Raw genomic sequence first — 19,137 nt, forward strand, 5'->3', positions numbered from 1 at the left:
GTGAGCCGCCGTTGCTTGTCTGGGGCGCGAGGGCAACAAGCGCTTACGGGCCGGACTTTGGAGCGTACTGGTGGAGTTCTCGCGTCGTTCCGCACTGTCCGTGATCCCCGCCGCCACCCTCTGGGCACTGTCCGGCACGCTGCGGGCGCAGGCCGTCCCCCGGCGTGACCCGGCCGTCGTACACACTGACACCGGGACCGGCACAGCCGCCGTACTCACCAACGCCACCGCCGTGTTCGCCGGTACGTCCGAGTCCAACGCCCGCCCCGAGGTCGCCCCCAAACTCGCCTCCCTGCAGGCGACAGCGCAGGCGCGGCTCGACTCGATGGACCGCGCAGGACAGGACGAGCTCTTCTATGGCGTACCGCTCGGCACCAGCGATCCCAACCTGAGCACGTCGTACCAGTACCTCTACGAGATCGCCCTCGCCACCTGCCTCCCCGGAGCCGAAGCAGCCGGCCTGTCCGACGACACCGCCGTCCGCCGCCGGGTCATCGAGGGGCTCGGCAGGCTCCACGACGACTGGTTCGGCGACCAGTCGAAGGGCTACTACGGCAACTGGTTCACCTGGGAGATAGGGATCCCGGCCTACGTGACCAAGACCCTGGTCCTCCTCAGGGACGAACTCGCGGCATACCGGCCGGACCTCACAGCGACGTACATCGCCTCCATGGACGCCTATCTCCGCAACGGCAAGGACGGCGACGTCGACCTCGACTCACGCTTCCACACCGGCGCGAACCTCGCCGACATCACGACCAACCGGATCCTCCAGGGCGCCCTGCTCGGCGACGAGGCCCGCATCACCAAGGCCGTCGCCGACCAGTTGACCGTCTTCTCGACCGTCGACCCCTATCAGCCGCGCCACGGGGTCACCGACGGCTTCTACGCGGACGGTTCCTTTGTTCAGCACGCCTCCGTCGCCTACACCGGCTCCTACGGCACCGGACTCCTGACCCGGAGCGTCCAGACCATCAAGGTCCTCGACTCCACGGGCTATCTCCCCGCCGAGGAACTGGTCGGCGTCGTACAGGGCTGGGTCGCGGGCGGCTTCGCCCCGCTGATCTTCGAGGGCTGGATGATGGAGATCGTCAAGGGACGGGCGGTCTCACGGGCGGCCGGCACGGGATACGCGGACGTCGTCGCCGTCGTGGAGGCCGTCGTCGACCTCTCCGCGTACGCGTCCGGCAGCGACGCCGAGGCCCTCGGCGGTTACGTCAAGTTCGTCCGGCAGACCTCGAAGGCGAGCCTCGACACCACGTCGTTCGTCTCCCCCGTGAGCATCGCCCGTTACGCCGACATCCTGGATTCACCCGTGCCCGCCCGGGATCTCGTCCCCGCCTCATCCCACTCCGCGTTCAACGCGATGGACCGGACCGTCCACCGCAGGCCCGGTTACGCTTTCGCCCTCGCCCGCAGCTCGGACCGCATCAGCAAGTACGAGTACATGAGCGGCGAGAACCTGATGCCCTGGTTCCAGGGCGACGGCGCCCACTATCTGTATCTGTCCGGCGCGGACCAGCGGCAGGCGTTCGGCGTCGACTACTTCACCGCTGTACCGCCCGACCGCCTCGCGGGGGTCACCGCCCCCGTCGAGACGCGCCGCAGCGTCCCCGAGCTCTACGGCACCCTCTGGTACGACAACCCCGAGCGCGGCTTCACCTCGTCGTCCGAGTCCCAGAACACATACGTGTACTTCCCCCGTGGCACCGGTTCGCTCGCAGGCGGCACCCATCTCGGCGGTTATGGCGTAGCCGGTCTCGTGCAGTCCGACGACGCCGCGTACGCCGCCCAGCAGGCCGGCACGCTGCCCGAGGACTTCGTGGCCTACCGGTCGGCCGGTGCCACCAAGTCCTGGTTCATGTTCGACGACGAGATCCTCGTGCTCTCGGCGGGTGTGACCGGCCTGTCGGGCCGTGCGGTGACCACGACGATCGACAGCCGCATCGCCGATTCCTCATCGAGCGTCACCCTCACCGGCGGGCTCCGCGACGGATCACCCTGGTCCCCCGGACAGGGGACCGGGGCAGCCGCCGCGCCTCCCGCCTGGCTGCGGTACGCCGACGAAGGGCAGCGGACCGCGGTCGGCTACGTCTTCCTGTCCGGCCCGCCGCCGGTCGTCGCGCTCGACACGGTCACCCGCAGCCGGCGTCTCGTACGTCTCGACAACGAGGACGTGAAGGTGACCAAGCAGCTCTTCACACTGTCCTACGAGCAAGCCGCCGGAACGCGGGCCTCCGGAGAGCAGGACTCCGGAGAGCAGGACTCAGCAGAGCGGTCCTCTTCCATGGCGCACGCCCTAGTCCCGAACGCCTCCGCGCGGCAGTTGGCCACCTACTCCGCACACGGCCCGCGCTCCGTGCTCTCCGTCCTGTCCAACACCGTCCACCTCCAAGCCGCCGCGCACACCCGTCTCGGCATCACCGCCGCCAACGCCTTCACCCCGGGGACGCACCGTGCGGGGCGGCTCTCGATCGACGGCCCGGCGTCGGTCATGCTGCGCCGCACCGGAAACGGCAGGTACGCCATCGCCGTCTCCGACCCCACGACGACGCGGCGCACCGTGTCGGTCACCGTCCACGGCCGGTCCCTGCGACGCGTCTCGGCGGACACCGGGGTCCGCGTCCGCCACGTTCCCGGCGGCACCCGCATCGACGTCACGACCCACCACGCCTACGGGCGCAGCTTCGCGGCGACGCTGACCGAGGGCCCATGACGTACGGGCCGATCCTCCACCGGAACGGGGCCCACCGCGAGGACATCGACGTGACCGACCACGAGCTGGACGTCACCGTGGCGGCGGACCGCAGCCGACGATGGAAGGACGAGCGGTCGTTCGCCGAGAAGACCGGGCACCCGGCGTACTGATCGGCACGGCAGCCGGCTGCGATCCGGCGGAGGGCCAACGCGTGCCCGGTCTCGCGGAGTCGAGGGCGTTCCCGTTCGACGGCTCCCGGTGCGACTTCAAGCCACCTTCCCACCGGACAAATCCGGCCAGGGGGCCCGCACCCGGACGCACCGCGCTCCGACCGTGAGGGCTGTGCGTGGGCTGTGAGGGCATGGCTGGCGTGAGGGCGAGGGGTCTTCCCCGTCAGGGCCCTGACGACGCATCGGCCGGAAGCCACCGGCGCACACACGGCTCTCGAACAGCGCGTACGAATACCTCGCGTCCCGTGAACGCATCAACCGCGCCTTGATCCATGACCGCCCGTCGTTGCTAGCCGTCACTGAGCGTGATACACAGAGTAACGATGCATATGCGGGCGGATCCCTACGCGAGCCGCAGGTCAGGGCGGCTCCTCCGGTCAAACGTGCGAGATCCGGGTAAAGAGACCCGGGAAGGCGTCGTGCGATGCCGGTTTCATCAGCGAAGATAGAGGTTGACCCGTGTCGCACGGCACGGGCTGCGAACTACCCAACAGGGGCGGTGACTTACATGATCCTGGCAGCTGAGAAGGGCGACATCACCACCATCATCGGCGGAATCGCCCCGAACTGGGGGCCGTTCGGGACCCTGGGCAACGAGGCGCGCATCATGATCGAGGTGGTGATGGCGGTCGCCATCCTGCTCTGTCTCGGCATCGCGATCTGGGGTGCGGCAAAACAACGCATCGGCGCGACGGCGCTGCGCGACACCTTCAGCGCGGAACAGGGCAAGGGCCTCATCGTGGCGGGGCTGACCGGGGTCTTCATCATCGGTTCCCTGGGCACGCTGTTCACCATTGTGTACGGCATGGCTGTCTGACCGGCCGTCATCCGGCCGTCCTTTCCCCGGGCCCGTCCCCGTCCGCCCCCTCCCCCACCATCCGTCCGTCGTGCCCACCGGCAGAGGTTGCGTCCCCTGATGTCGAGTCACCACACCGCGTCCACGCGGAAACCAGCACCGCCAGCGTCGTCGTACCACGCGGAACTGCACACGGCTGAGGGGGCGTACGCGGCATGAGCCAGGGCGACGAGCGCGGTTACGGCGGCAGCGAGCCAGGAGGCCGTGGCGAGGACGCGTACAGCACCCTCGGCGGGACGCGCCAGACACGGACCCGCCTCCCCGGCGGCGGTGACGACGGCGACGGCCACGGCCGCCGGCCGACCCGGAACTCCCGCTCGCTGATCATGGCGGTGGGCGTGGTGGTCCTGCTGATCGCGGCAATCGCGTTCGCGAACCAGGGCGGGGGCGGCGGCTCGGACGGCGGCAGCTCGAAGAAGTCCGACGCGGCGGGTGCGGGGCCGACGGCCGCGACGGGCACGAAGCCGGTCGAGGGCAAGAACGGCACGATCGCCTCGGGCTTCGCGCATGACGAGCAGGGAGCGCAGAGCGCGGCGGCGAACTACGCGGTGGCGCTGGGGTCCGCGGACATGTTCGACAAGACGAAGCGGGACGGCATCCTGGAGGCCACCCACGACCCCGCCGTCGTGGCAGCGCTCAAGGCCGACACAGGCAAGGCGTACTCCGCCGGGTTCCTCACAAACGTCGGACTGAACGAAGACGGCAGCACACCCAGCGGCCTGACGTTCGTCTCCAGGACCATCCCGGTCGGGACCCGGACGACTGCCCAGGGCGAGGACACCGCAACCGTGGAGGTCTGGTGCACCGGCCTCGTCGGCATGGCAGGTCAGGGCTCCACCAAGCCCGTCAGCGCGTCCTGGTTCACCATCACGGAGAAGCTCAAGTGGGTCGCCGGCGACTGGAAAATCGAATCGTCGAGTCAGGCCGAGGGCCCCACCCCCGTCAACGGCGACAACCGGGCTTCGACCGCAGATGAAATCGCCGGTGCGGTCGAGGGATACGGAGGTTTCACCTATGCCCGATAACCGCCGGTTCCGCGCCTTCTCTCTCGCCGGAATTCTGGGAAGTCTTCCGCCAGCGATCATCCTGCTGGCGTCCCGCGCCCATGCTGACCCCACACCGACCCCGTCACCGAGTACCAGCGAGAGCGCCTGCGATCTCATCGTCGGACAAGCCAAGGACTACTGCGAGGACGGCGACGCCGCCCGAGGCAGCAACAACACCCCCCTCAACGAAGACGCCCTGGACCCCCTCACCTCCCTCGCCCGCGGCTGCGCGGACGCCGCCGCCTACCTCGTGGGCAAGCTGAGCGAAGCCGTGGAGAGCACGGCGACCGTCGACTTCACCAACTCCACCTTCCGCACCCAGTACGCCGTCGTCTTCGCCGCCTCCACCGTCCTCACCCTGGTCCTGTGGCTGTTCGCCGTGGCCAAGCGCGCCATCAGGGGCGTGCCGTTCACCACCGCCATGTCCGAGGCCATCGGCTTCCTCTGGCTCACGGTCCTGGCATCCGCCTTCACCCCGCTCATCCTGTACGTGGTCGTCTCGGCCACCGACGGCGTCACGGAGGTCATCTCCTCCGCCACAGGCGGGCAGAACGACGTCTTCTTCGGGTCGTTCGCCGAAGCGCTCAAGAAGGGCAACGACATCGGCGGCGGGCCGATCATGCTGATCGTCGTCTCGCTCGTGTCGATCCTCGCCGCCGGCATCCTGTGGCTCGAGCTGGTGATCCGGGCCGCCCTGCTCTATGTGGGCGCCCTGCTCGGTGTCGTCGTGTACTCCGGGCTCGTCGACAAGAACATGTGGGGCCATGTCCGCCGCTGGGCGGGCATCATGATCGCTGTGATCATGGTGAAACCGGTCATCGTCATCGTGCTCGGGCTCGCCGGGGCGCTCTCCGCCGACGACGGGCCGAACGCCTTCTCGGCCGTCGTGTCCGGCCTCGCCATCATCCTGCTGGCGATCTTCGCCTCCGCCATGATCTACCGCTTCGTCCCCGGCTTCGGCGACGAGATCCAGGGCGCCCGCACCAACCGCAAGCAGGCCACCGACGGCTCCCAGGCCGCCGCGCTGATCAGCTCGCCTGCCGCTCTCGTCTCCCAGGGCATCAAGACCCACAGCGGCCGCAACAGCGGCGGCGAAGGCGGGGGCGGCGGTGGAGGTGCCAGGCCCGCCAACCCGGCCAGCGGCGGTGTCGCCGCCCACAGCTCCCGTAACCCGGGCGGCGGAGGCGGCGGCTCCGCCGCGCCCTCGCCACGCAGCGGGTCCGGACCCACCTCCGGGACCCCCCACGGCAGCCGCACCCCACGAGGCGGTTCAGGCAGCACAGGTAACACGAGCACAGGAGGGGGAGGGCGTTGACGACCCAGTCCCACACCATCGCGCCCCGCCGCACGTATCTCATCGGCCGCGCCAGGCCGAACGCGATCGTCGGCAAGAACCGTGAGACGGGCGAGATCGCGCTGATCATCGCCGGAGCGTTCCTCGGCATGATGAGCGGGCTCCTCGTCCCGGTGCTCTCCCTGCGGATCGTGACGCTCATGGGCTTCCCCCTGTTGGCCCTGGCCGTCGTGTACGTCCCCTACAAGGGCCGCACCTTCTACAAATGGTTCGAGATCAACCGCAGTTTCAAGCGCACCCTGCGCCGTGGCACGGCGTACCGCTCCTCCGCGATGGAGGCCGGTGTCGGCGTCGACGGGCGTGAGGTGGAGATCGGGCCGCCGCCCGGCATCGGCAGGATCAGCTGGCTCGCCGCCCCCTTCGGGCCCGACGAGATCGCCGTACTGCTGCACGCCGACCGGCGCACGGTCACGGCCGCCATCGAGATCGAGGGCCCCGGGGTCGGGCTGCGCGACAGCGAGGACCAGGAAGCCCTGGTCGACCGTTTCGGGACCCTGCTCAAGCATGTGGCCAACGGCGACGGCTTCGTGACGCGCCTTCAGATGCTGGCCCGTACGCTGCCCGCCGACCCCGACGCGCACGCCAAGGACGTCGCCCAGCGCGGCGACCGTGCCGCGCCCGGCTGGCTCCAGGAGTCCTACGACCAGCTCCAGTCGATGGTGTCGACTTCGAGCGAGCAGCACCGCGCCTATCTCGTCGCCTGCATGCACTTCAGCCGTGACCTGGCGGCCGAGGCCAACGCCATGGCCCGTGCCGCCCGGCCCAAGGGAGGCCGCAGGGTCGACCGCGACGCGGGGCTCGCGGTCGTCATGGCCCGCGAGCTGACCGACATCTGCGCCCGGCTCGCCGAGGCCGACATCCGGGTACGCCAGCCGCTCGGGCAGAGCCGGCTGGCCTCCCTCGTCCACTCGATGTACGACCCGGACCACCCCATCGACCACATCCAGGCGATGACGAAGCGCAACGCCTGGCCGGCCGAACTGGACGCGGTGGAGCCGACCTTCCTCCAGGCCAAGACCCGCGAGTCGACGACGCGCGCCCCCTGGTGCCACTCGACGGCCTGGGTGAAGGAGTGGCCGATGACACCGGTCGGTGTGAACTTCCTGGCCCCGCTTCTCGTCCACACCCCGGACGTGATCCGTACGGTCGCCGTCACCATGGACCTCGAACCCACCGAGATCGCCATCGAGCGGATGCTCACGGAGAAGACCAACGACGACGCCGAAGCCAGCCGTCAGGCCAAGATGAACCGCACGGTCGACCCCCGCGACATCGCCGCCCACGGCAGGCTCGACCAGCGGGGTGAAGATCTCGCGAGCGGCGCCGCCGGGGTGAACCTGGTGGGGTACATCACCGTGTCGTCCCGGTCCCCCGAGGCTCTCGCCCGTGACAAGCGGACGATCCGGGCCTCGGCCGGCAAGTCGTACCTCAAGCTGGAGTGGTGCGACCGGGAGCACCACCGCGCCTTTGTGAACACCTTGCCGTTCGCCACCGGCATCCGTCGCTAACGAGAGGGCAGTCACGCCATGCGAGATCCGCTGTCCGCGTTGTCGGATGCCTTCACCTCCTTCCTCTTCGGGAGCGTGGAGACGACCCGGCTCCCCGTGCGTACATCGACGGGCCAGGCCCAGGCCGTCTATCTGCCGACCGCCGCGCCCGGCCTCGGCGACTCCGGCGTGATCATCGGGCGTGAGGTGTATTCGGGCAAGGGCTACATCTACGACCCCTTCCAGCTGTACGGACAGCAGCTTCCCGCCCCGCACTGGCTGGTGCTCGGCGAGTCCGGCAACGGCAAGTCGGCGCTGGAGAAGACCTATGTGCTCCGCCAGCTCCGCTTCCGCGACCGCCAGGTCGTCGTCCTGGACGCCCAGGGCGAGGACGGCGTCGGTGAGTGGAACCTCATCGCCGAGGAGCTGGGCATCACGCCCATCCGGCTCGACCCGACGGCCGCGCTGAACGACGGGATCCGGCTCAACCCGCTCGATCCGTCGATCACCACGACGGGGCAACTGGCCCTGCTCCGTACGATCATCGAGGTCGCCATGGGGCACGGCCTCGACGAGCGGTCCGGCTTCGCGCTCAAGGTCGCGCACGCCTACGTCAACGACACCATCGTCGAACGCCAGCCGGTCCTCATGGACATCGTGGAGCAGCTGCGCCATCCGAAGCCCGAGTCCGCCGAAGCGATGAACGTGGACCTGGACGACGTACGGGCGTGGGGCCTGGACGTGGCCCTCGTCCTGGACCGGCTCGTCGACGGTGACCTGCGCGGCATGTTCGACGGCCCGACCACGATCGGCATCGACCTCGACGCCCCGCTGATCGTCTTCGACCTCTCGCACATCGACCGCAACTCCATCGCGATGCCGATCCTCATGGCCATCGTCGGCGTGTGGCTCGAACACACCTGGATCAGGCCCGACAGGAAGAAACGCATCTTCCTGGTCGAGGAGGCCTGGCACATCATCAACTCCCCGTTCGTCGCCCAGCTCTTCCAGCGTCTGCTGAAATTCGGTCGCCGCCTCGGGCTGTCCTTCGTCGCGGTCGTCCATCACCTCAGCGACGTCGTCGACGGAGCGGCGGCGAAGGAAGCGGCGGCCATCCTGAAGATGGCGTCCACCCGCACGATCTACGCCCAGAAGGCGGACGAGGCCAGAGCGACGGGCAAGGTCATCGGTCTGCCCAGATGGGCGGTCGAGATCATCCCGACGCTCACCCCCGGTATCGCCGTATGGGACGTCAACGGCAATGTGCAGGTCGTCAAACACCTGATCACCGAGGCGGAACGCCCTCTGGTCTTCACCGACCGTGCGATGACCGAGGGTTCCGCACAGGATCTGCTCCCCGAGGACGTACGGGCCGCGGAGCTGGAGGCGGAGCAGCGGGCGGCACGGATCGAGCACCAGCAACGGCTGAACGAGTCGTCCGAGTCAACGGTGGCATGACATGGCACGCCAGGCACCATCCGGTCCGGGGCGCGGCGGCGAGGGCCAGGGCGGCGGCGTCCCTGACGGGCTGCTGATCGGGCTCCTGGTCTTCCTCTTCGGGCTGACTGTCCTGGCCTGGACGGCCACCGGCCTGGCCGGGCTGTTCGCCCACGGCGGCTGGCCGGACGGCGTCAGCTTCACGCGGACCCCGCTGGCCCTGCGCGCCCTCGTCGGCGACCCGACGGATCTGCCGGGCGCCTGGCCTGACAGCCCGCCGGCCGAGCTCTCCGGATACGGGCTGTTCTGGGGCCTGTTCATCGGCGAAGTGATGGTGCTGCTGGTCCTCACGGTGTTCGTGGTGGGGGTGGTGACGCGCTGGCGCCTGGTCCGGAAGCAGAAGCAGAGGAGCGCGGAGCCGGTGGGGGCGCCGGAACCGCCATCGGCTCCGTACGCGGCCGAGGGCGACCCCGTACACAGCCGGCCCGCGCCCCAGGCCAGGCAGGCCCCCACCCAGGAAGCGGCACCGCACGCCGAGGCGCCCGTGGAGGCCGCCACAACGCCGTCAACGGCACCGTCCGCAGTACCAGCACCAGGCACCGAGGATGTACGGGAGCACGCGCACGCCCCCGGCGCCACCGCCGCCCCGTACGCACAGGAGCAGGAGCCGGCCGCCGTCACGCCCCTCGTCGCGTACGCGCACGAGACCGCCCCGCTGGTCCCCACGCCCCGTACCCCCCACGTCCTCTACGGCGCAGCGGCCACCCGCCGCCCCACCGTCGTCCAGGCCATCCGGGACGCCGACGGCCCCGCCCTCGTCGTGACCTCCGACCCCAGCGTCTGGGCCGAGACGAAGGATGCCCGCAGCAAGCTCGGCCCGGTCCTCGTCTACGACCCCGGCCACCTCTGCGACACCCCGGCCCGCCTCCACTGGTCGCCCGTCGCCGGCTGCGACGACCCCGCCGTCGCGGGCTCCCGCGCCGCCGCGCTCCTCACTCCGGTCCGCCCCCTGGCCAGGGCTGACGCGGCCGTCGCCGACACCGCCGAGACGCTGCTCAGGTGCTGGCTGCACGCCGCCGCCGTGGACGGCCGGCCCTTCCGCCAGGTCCACCGCTGGGCCTCCGGCTACGGCGCCCAGGACCCGGTCCGGGTGCTCCGCACCCATCCCAAGGCGGCCTCCGGGCTCGCCGGGCTCCTGGAGTCCGCGCTCACCGCCTACCCCGAACGCCGGGAGGTGGCCCAGGAACTGACCGTACGGGCCTTCGAGGCCCTCTCCTCGGTCCACATCCGCGAAGCGTGCACACCCAACCGAGCCGATGCGCTCGTGCTGGATTCCTTCGCTCGCGAAGGGGGAACGCTCTATGTGGTCGGCGAGCCCATCGAGGATCCTCGCCACCGCCCCGGTGCGATGCCCCTGCTCACCGCACTCGCCTCGCACGTGGTCGAGCACGGCCGCCGCATGGCCGCACGGTCAACCGACGGTCGGCTCGACCCACCAATGACGCTCGTCCTCGACGATGTCGCCGCCGTGGCCCCGCTTCCCCAGCTGCCGGAGCTGCTGTCGGCCGGCCAGGGCCAGGGGATGCCCACGCTGGCGTTGCTCCGCTCCGAGGAGCAGGGCCGTGCCCGCTGGCGGGTACGTCTGCCGGCACCCGGCCCGAGCTGACGCCGGTCGAGCGGTCTCCCGTCGAGCGGCCTCCCGTCCAACGGTCTCCCGTCCAGCAGGCCCCGGCTGCCCCCGCCTACCTGTGGTCGCGGAGGAAGGCCGGGATGTCGGCCCGGGTCGGGTGGTCGGGCAGGGGTGCGGGCTTGTCCTGGAGGAATGCGGCGATGACGGCTGCGGCTCGTCGGTCGTTGTCGTCCAGGCCGTTCCACATGTGGTGGCCGACGCCCGGCATGTACTGGGTGCGCTGGACGGCGGGGTCGTTCGCAAGGATGGTCGTCGCCCACCGGCGGACCTGGGAGGAGCACTCGGCGATCATCAGCATCGCAGGGGTCCGGGAGCGCCTCAGCTGCGGGGCGATGGAGGGGGAGTCCTTGATCGTCTGCTGGATGCGGAGGCTGGCGGCGGCGCTGAAGGCGAAGGTGCCCTCCGTGTCCTCGACCGGGATGCGGTGCGCGTCCTTCGCACAGTAGGCGGACGCGGTGTCGCTGCCGAGATCGGCGGCGGTGAAGGCATTGACGCCCTCCGCCTGCCCTACCAACCCGGTAGCCGGACTGAGCAGTCCCAGCCGCATGAGGCCGAACGCGACGGCATACCGCGGGATGTGTGTGGAGCGCGGTCCCGCTGTGGCCGGTGCGATCCCGCGGGCGGACGGCCGCCCCTTCCGGCCGGTCATCCCCGCGGTGGGGCCGTCCATCGGACCCGGCTCGGCGATGACCGCCCGATGCAGGTGGGCGGCGGTGGCCCGGTCGGCCAGCGCACGGGTGAGCACGGCGGCGCCCGAGGAGAACCCCAGCACGTCGACGCGGCCCTTGCCGAGCTTGCCGGCGAAAGCGCCGAGGTCACGGACGGACCGGGTGATCGAGTACTGGTCCATGGGCAGCAGGTCACTGCGTCCACCGCCGGCCTGCTCGTAGGCATACACGTCGTAGCCCTGTCCTGCGAGCCTCTGCAGGAAGTGGTGATCGAGCACCGAGATGCTGCGCACCGGCCCGCCGTGGAGGTAGACGAGCGGCACGCGCTGCCGGGGGCTGTTGCCGGTGGGCGGGTAGTGGTAGACCGCGACCCGGCTGCCGGTGGACAGGCGCCAGTGCTCGGTGGTCACGAACGTCAGGTCGGACGGGGGGCGATGTGTCGTGGGGACGGTGGGAACGCACACCGACAACGTCAGAGCCACCGCGACGAGCACCGGCAGGAAGGGAACCAGCCGCCCTCGCCAGGGTCGGCGGCGGCCCCGCCACAGCGCCGCGGCGACCGCGACACCGGCCGTCGCGGACCATGCCGGGAACCCCGATCCCGCCCCGTCGGTGGCGACGACAAGGGCCAGGAAGAAGGCGGCCAGCCCCACCACCGCGGCGGTAGCCGCCAGTAGGCGGCCGACGAAACGTAAAGGACGTATGGCGGACAGTGGCACGGTGATCTCCCCCATGTTCCGGCACATCGTTTTGACACGCCGTTTTGAAACACTGTTCCGAAACGACTGTACCAGCCCGGGTAGGCTGTTCCTCGTGGGAAGGCCGAGAACGAACGACGCCGCCGTCAGAGAACGTCTCGTGGCATGCGCGACCGAGATGTTCGCCACCCGCCCCCAGGAGTCGGTCAGCGTGCGGGCCCTGGCCACGGCTGCCGGAACGTCGACGGCAGCGGTGTACACGTTGTTCCAGGGCAAGGACGGACTGATCCATGAGGTGCGCGACCGAGCGGTCGCCGGCCTCTTCCAGGACCTGACGGCCGTCCCTGAGGCGAAGTCCGGCCTGGAGGACCTGTACGCGTTGGCCGCGGCCTATCGCCGCTGGGGCCGCGAACACCGGCACCTGTACACGGTGTTGTTCGGTGGCGCGCAGTCCTTCGTCCCGTCGGAGCGGGTCGGCGACCGCGACCCGGTGCGTCCGCTTGTCGCGGCGGTCGACCGCGCCGTGGCGGACCGTATCCTCACGGGGGACACCACGCTCATCGCCGTCTCGTTGTGGGTCGCCCTGCACGGGCTGGTGACCCTTGAGATCGCCGGCAGCCTCAACGGCACCGCGGCCGAGACCGCGTTCCGGTCAACGATCGACGCCGTACTACGCGGCTGGGCGGCCCCCACCGCCTTCCCCGGCATCCGGCGCACCGACCCGGCTGCGTGAAGTCCGCGCGAGCGCACAGAAAGGGGGCATCCATGGGCCCCTACCGCCGGATCTCGAACTCCAGCTCCAGGGACGTCGGATCGCCCTCCATCGGCAGCGTCCGCCCGGTCGGTACGAAGCCGATGCGGCGGTAGGAGGCCTCGGCGCGGGCGTTGGTCTCGTGGACGTAGAGCCGCACCCGCTCCAGCGGCGGCCCGGCCAACGACCAGGCCCAGTCGATCGCTTCGCGGAACAACGCGTCCACGACCCCACGCCCTCGGTGCCCAGGCCGGACGAACACCCCCACCAGATGGGCCTGGTCGACCTCGGCAGCCTCACCGAAACCCGGCTCGCCCGCCGACCGCTCGACGAGCACCGACACCGTCCCCGCCCACTGCCCGTCGGGCGCCTCGGCGACGAACTGACGGCTGCGCTCACCCGCGGCGGCTCCCGCCGTCCGCTCCTGCCAGAACACATCGGGCTTGGCCAGCGCATGCTCGTACGTCTCCAGGAAGGCGACCGGGGCGGCCGGATCCCGCAGCGCCACCAGCCGGAGCTCCTTGGCCCGCGCCCACTCCTCCGCCCGCACCGCACGTATGACGTAGTCCATCCACCGATGGTGCCCGGCCGCCCCCACCACGGCAAACGAGATGCGCGCCACCGCACCGTCCGACATGCGCGTACTGCTCCACAGGCCCCGTACCGCTCTACATCCAAGGACGGCCCTTCCCCTGTCACCGAGCGCCGGAACACGCCCTGAACCCCGTGCCCGTACGGCCGCCTAGCCGAGGATCTTGCGGTCGTACGCCACCGCGACCGCAGCCGCCCGGTCCTTGACGCCCAACTTGGCGTAGAGGTGGGTGAGATGGGTCTTGACCGTGGCCTCGCTGATGAACAGCTCGCGGGCGATCTCCCGGTTCGACGTACCGCGCGCGACGAGGACGAGGACCTCGCGCTCCCGGGCCGAGAGGGTCGCCCCGGCCGGGACCGGGGGCGTACGCACCGCGGTGACCAGGCGGGACGCCACCGCCGGGGAGAGCACGGTGCGCCCCTCCGAGGCGGCGCGCACCGCCGTGAAGAGCTCCTCGCGCGGCGCGTCCTTGAGGAGGTAGCCGGTGGCGCCCGCCTCGATCGCGGGCAGCGTGTCGGAGTCGGTGTCGTACGTGGTGAGGACCAGGACGCGGGCGCGCGCACCTCGCCGGAACAGCTCCCTGATGGCGTCGACACCGCCACCGCCCGGCATCCGCAGATCCATGAGGACGACGTCGGGATCGAGGGCGAGGGCTCGGGCGACGCCCTCGACCCCGTCGGAGGCCTCACCGAGAACCCTGAATCCGTCGACCGACTCGAACATGCCACGCAGACCGTCCCTGACCACCGGGTGGTCGTCGACGATCAGCAACGTGACGGGAGGGGGCTCACTGGTCATGGCGGACCAACGGTACGCGAGCGGAGATCGCCGTGCCCCCGTCCTGCTCGGACTCGACGGTGACCGTGCCCGCGATGCGTTCGGCACGTGCCCGCATACCGTCCAGGCCGAAGCCGCCGCTGCCCGTGTGGGCGGACAGCGCCCTCGGGTCGAAGCCGCGGCCGTCGTCGCGTACGTCGAGGGTGACCTCGCCCGCCATGAACGACAGGGTGACACCCAGCCGGGAGGCACGGGCGTGCCGGGCGGTGTTCGACAGCGCCTCCTGCGTGATGCGCAGCAGCGTCGCCTCGATCTCGTCGTGCAGGTGCTCCGCCGCACCGGTCAGGGTGAACTCGGCGCGCACCCCCGTACGGGCCGACCACTCCTCGACGGTCTCGTGCAGCGCCTCGGCGAGCGTGGCGTCGGCGAGCGCGACCGGCGACAGGTTGTGCACGGACCGCCGGGCCTCCCCCAGGCTGCGGCGGGCCAGGTCGGAGGCCCGGCCGAGGTGCTCACGGGCCAGGTCGTGGTCCGGGCTGTTCGCGACGACCTGGAGCTGGGCGATGATCCCGGCCAGGCCCTGCGCGATGGTGTCGTGGATCTCGGCGGCAAGACGCCTGCGCTCGTCGGCGACCCCGGCCTCGCGGGCCTGGACGAGGAGCTGGGCGTGCAGTGCGGCGTTCTCGTCGAGGGCGTCGTGCAGCGCCTGGTTGGTGCATTCCAGTTCGGCGATGGTGGTGGCCTGGGCGCGGGCCCGCTCCTCGTCCTTGGCGTCGAGGTGGATCATCACGCCGACCAGCGCCATGTTCACCGCGAGCAGCGCGCCGAACAGCGCCCAGGCTCCCCCGTTGCCCGGCGGCAGCCCGCCGGCCTGGGCCCCGGCCAGGATCACCGCCGTACCGGCGAGACCGGGCCTGACCAGGCGCGGGACGAGGAGCCGGGTGGCGCCGAAGTAGCCGAGGCAGCCGTAGAACGCGAAGAACGGGCTGCAGACGGCCAGCATGAAAGCCACGGCCCAGCGCACCAGGTAGTAGACGGTACCGATGGCGGACGGCCCCCGGCGGGCCACCCCGTACCAGATGGACCACCCCTCCAGGACGACCGCCACCACGACCAGCACGGCCATCAGGACCCAGGCGGCGTGCTCGATCCCGATCACACCGCCCGTCGGAACGGCCAGCAGCACGCTGAAGGCGAGCAGTGAGAAGGGCGCGTACCGCTGGAAGGCCTGCCACCGGTCCTCGACGGCTGCCGTGGCGGCGGCGTGGCCGGGCTGCGTATCCGGTCGGTCCATTGCTCCAGTGTGCCGGGAACCGTTCGACACGCCCCGCATGTCCATGCTCACCGCCACCGCCACCGCCACCGCCTCCGCCACCGCCACCTCTGCCTCCGCCTCCTCCATCACGCCCGTCTCACCCACCGCCTGACTCCCTGCCTCCGCCTCACCGCCCCACCGTCACCGCCTCACCCTCTCCGCCCCACCGTCACCGCCTCACCGTCACCGCCTCGCGTCACTCCCAGCGGAACCAGCGCGTAGCCCCGCCCGTCAGCACCACGACCCACAGCGCGAGCACACCCAGGTGGGACCAGGCCGGCCAGTCGCCCGCCGCGGCCTGGTTCAGGGCCTGCGCGGCGGCACCGAACGGCGTGCACTCGACCATGCTCCCCAGCACGTCCGGCATCGCCTGCACCGGGATCCACACGCCCGCGCAGAACATCGACGGGAAGAAGATCACCGAGCCGATGGCGCTCGCGACCTTCGTCGTACCGGCGAGGGCGCAGACAAGGGCGCCGAGCGCCAGCGCGACGACGATCGACAGGACGAGCGCGAGCAGATAGCCGGCGAGCTGACGGGGCAGAGGCACATCGAAGACGACGCGGCCCACGACGAGCACCAGCACGGACGAGAGCAACGCGGCCGCCCCGTGGATGGTCATCTGCGCCCCCAGCAGCGCGGAGGGGCGCACCGGCGTCGTCGACATCCGGCGCAGGATGCCACGCTCGCGATATCCGGTGACGACCGGCGGCATCGCCTGAAGCCCCGCGACAATCATGCCGAGGAGCACGGCGATGGGGACGTACACATCGATGGTGCGCAGCCCGCCGAAGTCGTCGCTCGGATCACGGAACGACGGGATGGACCCGAGAATCACGAGCAGGGCCGTCGGAAAACCCAGGATCCAGAAAACGCTGCCGGGCTCGCGGCTGAACAGCCGGAACTCGGCCTTCAGCACCGGCGCTCCGGTGACGGTACTCATGACTGTCCGGCTCCCGTGAGGTCGAGGAAGGCGTCGTCCAACGTGGCGTCGGACACGCGGAGTTGATGGGCGGTGACGTGCCGGCGAGCCAGCAGTGTGATGACGGCGTTGACCGTGTCGTCGGTGCCGGTCAGCGTCACACGGGAATCCTTGTGCACGATGCCCACGAGCCCCGGCAGCACGCCGAGCTCACGCTCGTCGAGCGGCGAGGACGGCGTGAACGAGATGACGGTCGCGCCGGCCGCCTGGCTGATCAGTCCGGCAGGCGAGTCGAGGGCGGCGACCCGCCCCCGGTCGATCACGGCGATCCGGTCGCACAGCCGCTGCGCCTCCTCCATGAAGTGCGTGACGAGCAGCACGGTGACCCCACGGTCCCGCACGTCCTCGATGAGCTCCCAGGTGTCACGGCGGGAACGCGGGTCGAGGCCGGTGGTCAGCTCGTCGAGTACGACGACCCTGGGATCGCCGACGAGGGCGAGCGCGATGAACAGGCGCTGCTTCTGACCACCGCTCAGCTTCGCGAACCGGGTGGTGAGCTTGTCCGTCAGCCGCAGCCGCTCGGCGAGCGGCTGCCAGTCGAGCGGGGCCGCGTAGAACGCCGAATACAGCTCCAGCGCCTCCCGCACGGTGAGCTTCGGCTGGATCTCGCTCTCCTGGAGCTGGGCTCCGAGGATGCGGGTGACCTGGTCATGGTCGCGTACGGGGTCGAGGCCCGCGACGCGCACCTGCCCCCCGTCGGGCACCCTCAGCCCCTCGACGCACTCGACGGTCGTGGTCTTCCCCGCACCGTTCGGCCCGAGGATCCCGAAGATCTCGCCCTCCTCGACGGCGAACGAGACCCCGTCGACGACGGTCCGCCCGGCATACGCCTTGCGCAGTCCGGCGACCTCGATGAGTGGTGTGGTGGTGGTCATGGCACCAGCGTCCCCGAGCGGGCCCGCCCGCGGTATCGCCCATCGCGCCGGAAGCGGCATCAACCGATCGGCTGACCGCACCTACGACCGGACGAACGTCGCACAGTCCGGACAGTCGTCGAGATACCGATGCCGACAGTCCACGGTGTGCCGCAGGAACGTGATCGCCCGCTGCCTGGCGCGCACCTCACCCTCCAGCGCGGCGATCTTCCGCGCCACGACCGCCTGCGCCTCCGACTTCACCGGGGCCATCGCGGCGGTGACCTCGGGCAACGACAGCCCTACGCGCCGCAGCTTCAGCACGGTACGCGCCTGTTCGAGAGCCCTGTCGTCGAAGACGCGGTAGCCGTTGCCGTCACGGGGCACGGAGAGCGCACCGACCTGCTCCCAGTGCCGGAGCACATGGGCCTCGATCCCGAGTTGTGCGGCGGCTTCCCCGATCGTCCTCACGATGCGCGCCTTGCCTTCATGTCGACGTGAACGCCTAGCGTCTCCAATATGCCTCAGACCACCAGCGCCACGGGCGCCCTTCGGAGTTCATCGGTCCTGGTCACCGGCGCGACCGGCAAGCTCGGCCGTGAGGTGGTCGACCGCCTCCGAGCGCAGGACGCGCGGATACGCGCCCTCTCCCGCCGCCCGGCAGGTGCGCTCCCCGGGGTAGAGCCCCTGGCCGGCGACCTCACGGAACCCACCACGGTCCGCACCGCACTTGAGGGCATCAACACCGTCCTCCTTCTCTGGCCGCTGCTCGACGCCGCGCCCGCGTACGGGCTGGTCGAGGAACTCACGACCACGGCACCCCGCGTCATCTACCTGTCCTCCACAGCCGTCGACGACACGGCCGCGCGGCAGAGCGACCCCATCGTGCAGGTCCACGCCGACATGGAAACCATGCTCCGCGACGCCGGTCTGCGACCCGTCGTCCTGCGCAGCGACACCCTGGCCTCCAACGCCCGTGGCTGGGCGGCCCAAGTAAGAGCCGGGGACGTGGTGACCGGCCCCGACATCGCGCGCACAGCCGTCATCGACGAGCGTGATGTCGCCGATGCGGCCCTCGCCCTACTGTGCGCGCACCAGGACGACGAACTGGACGACGCACCCCGCCTGTTGACGGGCCCCGAGGTGCTCAGCCGCGCCGACCAGGTCGACCGCCTCGGGGCAGCGCTCGGACGGCCTCTGCGCTTCGAGACGGTCCCCGCCGATGTCGCACGGACACGCATGCTCGCCGACGGGCGGCCGGAGCAACTGGTGGACGCACTGATCGCCGCATCGCAGCACCGCCCGGAGTCGCGCCGCGTCACCGACCACGTCGAGCGCCTCACCGGACACCCGGCCACCTCTTTCGAACAATGGGCCACCGACCACGCAGCCGACTTCAGCTGACCCGAGCCCTGGCGAGAGCACCACGCCCACACGCAGCAACGCCGACAATGATGGCTGTAGAACGCAGAAAAGCCCCGTGCCACAAGGGCACGGGGCTTTCCCGGAATAATAGTTCGGCGGCGTCCTACTCTCCCACAGGGTCCCCCCTGCAGTACCATCGGCGCTGAAAGGCTTAGCTTCCGGGTTCGGAATGTAACCGGGCGTTTCCCTAACGCAATGACCACCGAAACACTATGAAATTAACCAACACCGGACAAAAACACGGCAGTTCGTTATTTCAGAACCAACACAGTGGACG

The 19,137-nt window shown here is 70.4% G+C and carries 17 protein-coding genes and 1 rRNA gene; 10 read left to right on the plus strand and 8 right to left on the minus strand.

The window, feature by feature from the left end:
• Window positions 1-70 precede the first annotated feature (70 nt).
• The 8 genes from OG623_RS15790 (at window position 71) to OG623_RS15825 (ending at window position 10,774) form a co-directional block, all read left to right on the plus strand.
• Window positions 71-2,716 (plus strand): polysaccharide lyase family 8 super-sandwich domain-containing protein, encoded by a 2,646-nt coding sequence (locus OG623_RS15790; protein ID WP_406147163.1) that lies wholly within the window; start codon window positions 71-73, stop codon window positions 2,714-2,716.
• Window positions 2,713-2,868 carry a hypothetical protein gene (locus OG623_RS15795; protein WP_406147164.1) on the plus strand — a complete coding sequence of 52 codons (156 nt, stop codon included), beginning with the start codon at window positions 2,713-2,715 and terminating at the stop codon, window positions 2,866-2,868. The genes OG623_RS15790 and OG623_RS15795 overlap by 4 nt, the downstream gene beginning before the upstream one ends.
• A gap of 568 nt (window positions 2,869-3,436) precedes the next feature.
• Window positions 3,437-3,745, plus strand: a complete 309-nt coding sequence (locus tag OG623_RS15800) for a hypothetical protein (protein WP_014047394.1) — start codon at window positions 3,437-3,439, stop codon at window positions 3,743-3,745.
• Between the two features lie 194 nt (window positions 3,746-3,939).
• Entirely contained in the window at window positions 3,940-4,809 is an 870-nt protein-coding gene (locus OG623_RS15805; RefSeq protein ID WP_406147165.1) for a hypothetical protein, read from the plus strand.
• Window positions 4,799-6,145, plus strand: coding sequence for a hypothetical protein (locus OG623_RS15810; RefSeq protein ID WP_406147166.1), 1,347 nt, complete (start codon window positions 4,799-4,801; stop codon window positions 6,143-6,145). The genes OG623_RS15805 and OG623_RS15810 overlap by 11 nt, the downstream gene beginning before the upstream one ends.
• Window positions 6,142-7,692, plus strand: a complete 1,551-nt coding sequence (locus OG623_RS15815; protein ID WP_406147167.1) for an SCO6880 family protein — start codon at window positions 6,142-6,144, stop codon at window positions 7,690-7,692. Before OG623_RS15810 ends, OG623_RS15815 begins: the two co-directional genes overlap by 4 nt.
• Before the next feature lie 18 nt (window positions 7,693-7,710).
• On the plus strand, window positions 7,711-9,129 hold the full coding sequence (locus OG623_RS15820) for an ATP-binding protein (RefSeq protein ID WP_406147169.1): 1,419 nt from the start codon (window positions 7,711-7,713) through the stop codon (window positions 9,127-9,129).
• A gap of 1 nt (window position 9,130) precedes the next feature.
• A complete protein-coding gene (locus OG623_RS15825; RefSeq protein WP_406147170.1) occupies window positions 9,131-10,774 on the plus strand; it encodes a type VI secretion protein in 1,644 nt (547 codons plus the stop codon).
• Window positions 10,775-10,850: 76 nt separating this feature from the next.
• Here the strand turns inward: OG623_RS15825 and OG623_RS15830 are convergent, their stop codons facing one another.
• Complete coding sequence (locus OG623_RS15830) at window positions 10,851-12,200, minus strand: alpha/beta hydrolase (protein ID WP_406147171.1); 1,350 nt, start codon at window positions 12,198-12,200, stop codon at window positions 10,851-10,853.
• A gap of 79 nt (window positions 12,201-12,279) precedes the next feature.
• On the opposite strand from OG623_RS15830, the gene OG623_RS15835 reads away from it, so the two are divergent.
• On the plus strand, window positions 12,280-12,897 hold the full coding sequence (locus OG623_RS15835) for a TetR/AcrR family transcriptional regulator (RefSeq protein WP_406147173.1): 618 nt from the start codon (window positions 12,280-12,282) through the stop codon (window positions 12,895-12,897).
• A gap of 40 nt (window positions 12,898-12,937) precedes the next feature.
• On the opposite strand, the gene OG623_RS15840 is transcribed toward OG623_RS15835, so the two are convergent.
• From OG623_RS15840 to OG623_RS15865, 6 genes are all read right to left on the minus strand, one after another.
• Window positions 12,938-13,486, minus strand: coding sequence for a GNAT family N-acetyltransferase (locus tag OG623_RS15840; RefSeq protein WP_406147175.1), 549 nt, complete (start codon window positions 13,484-13,486; stop codon window positions 12,938-12,940).
• A 171-nt stretch (window positions 13,487-13,657) separates the two neighbouring features.
• Window positions 13,658-14,305 (minus strand): response regulator, encoded by a 648-nt coding sequence (locus OG623_RS15845; protein ID WP_406147177.1) that lies wholly within the window; start codon window positions 14,303-14,305, stop codon window positions 13,658-13,660.
• Complete coding sequence (locus tag OG623_RS15850; protein ID WP_406147178.1) at window positions 14,295-15,578, minus strand: sensor histidine kinase; 1,284 nt, start codon at window positions 15,576-15,578, stop codon at window positions 14,295-14,297. Before OG623_RS15850 ends, OG623_RS15845 begins: the two co-directional genes overlap by 11 nt.
• A gap of 217 nt (window positions 15,579-15,795) precedes the next feature.
• Window positions 15,796-16,542, minus strand: a complete 747-nt coding sequence (locus OG623_RS15855) for an ABC transporter permease (protein WP_406147180.1) — start codon at window positions 16,540-16,542, stop codon at window positions 15,796-15,798.
• Window positions 16,539-17,456, minus strand: a complete 918-nt coding sequence (locus OG623_RS15860; RefSeq protein ID WP_406147182.1) for an ABC transporter ATP-binding protein — start codon at window positions 17,454-17,456, stop codon at window positions 16,539-16,541. Before OG623_RS15860 ends, OG623_RS15855 begins: the two co-directional genes overlap by 4 nt.
• Window positions 17,457-17,537: 81 nt before the next feature.
• On the minus strand, window positions 17,538-17,906 hold the full coding sequence (locus OG623_RS15865) for a MerR family transcriptional regulator (RefSeq protein WP_406147183.1): 369 nt from the start codon (window positions 17,904-17,906) through the stop codon (window positions 17,538-17,540).
• Window positions 17,907-17,954: 48 nt separating this feature from the next.
• Between OG623_RS15865 and OG623_RS15870 the strand changes: the two genes are divergently transcribed.
• Complete coding sequence (locus tag OG623_RS15870; protein WP_406147185.1) at window positions 17,955-18,839, plus strand: SDR family oxidoreductase; 885 nt, start codon at window positions 17,955-17,957, stop codon at window positions 18,837-18,839.
• Between the two features lie 111 nt (window positions 18,840-18,950).
• On the opposite strand, the gene rrf is transcribed toward OG623_RS15870, so the two are convergent.
• Window positions 18,951-19,067 (minus strand): 5S ribosomal RNA (gene rrf, locus OG623_RS15875).
• Between the last annotated feature and the right edge of the window lie 70 nt (window positions 19,068-19,137).

Origin of the sequence: Streptomyces sp. NBC_01012 (assembly GCF_045162755.1) — a bacterium.
Taxonomy (GTDB): Bacteria; Actinomycetota; Actinomycetes; order Streptomycetales; family Streptomycetaceae; genus Streptomyces.

Bases quoted from the DNA above. Each gene is read 5' to 3' on its own strand.
- OG623_RS15795 (WP_406147164.1), top strand. From the start codon at position 2,713: ATGACGTACGGGCCGATCCTCCACCGGAACGGGGCCCACCGCGAGGAC.
- OG623_RS15800 (WP_014047394.1), top strand. From the start codon at position 3,437: ATGATCCTGGCAGCTGAGAAGGGCGACATCACCACCATCATCGGCGGA.
- OG623_RS15805 (WP_406147165.1), top strand. From the start codon at position 3,940: ATGAGCCAGGGCGACGAGCGCGGTTACGGCGGCAGCGAGCCAGGAGGC.
- OG623_RS15810 (WP_406147166.1), top strand. From the start codon at position 4,799: ATGCCCGATAACCGCCGGTTCCGCGCCTTCTCTCTCGCCGGAATTCTG.
- OG623_RS15820 (WP_406147169.1), top strand. From the start codon at position 7,711: ATGCGAGATCCGCTGTCCGCGTTGTCGGATGCCTTCACCTCCTTCCTC.
- OG623_RS15825 (WP_406147170.1), top strand. From the start codon at position 9,131: ATGGCACGCCAGGCACCATCCGGTCCGGGGCGCGGCGGCGAGGGCCAG.
- OG623_RS15830 (WP_406147171.1), bottom strand. From the start codon at position 12,200: ATGGGGGAGATCACCGTGCCACTGTCCGCCATACGTCCTTTACGTTTC.
- OG623_RS15840 (WP_406147175.1), bottom strand. From the start codon at position 13,486: ATGGACTACGTCATACGTGCGGTGCGGGCGGAGGAGTGGGCGCGGGCC.
- OG623_RS15845 (WP_406147177.1), bottom strand. From the start codon at position 14,305: ATGACCAGTGAGCCCCCTCCCGTCACGTTGCTGATCGTCGACGACCAC.
- OG623_RS15850 (WP_406147178.1), bottom strand. From the start codon at position 15,578: ATGGACCGACCGGATACGCAGCCCGGCCACGCCGCCGCCACGGCAGCC.
- OG623_RS15855 (WP_406147180.1), bottom strand. From the start codon at position 16,542: ATGAGTACCGTCACCGGAGCGCCGGTGCTGAAGGCCGAGTTCCGGCTG.
- OG623_RS15860 (WP_406147182.1), bottom strand. From the start codon at position 17,456: ATGACCACCACCACACCACTCATCGAGGTCGCCGGACTGCGCAAGGCG.
- OG623_RS15870 (WP_406147185.1), top strand. From the start codon at position 17,955: ATGCCTCAGACCACCAGCGCCACGGGCGCCCTTCGGAGTTCATCGGTC.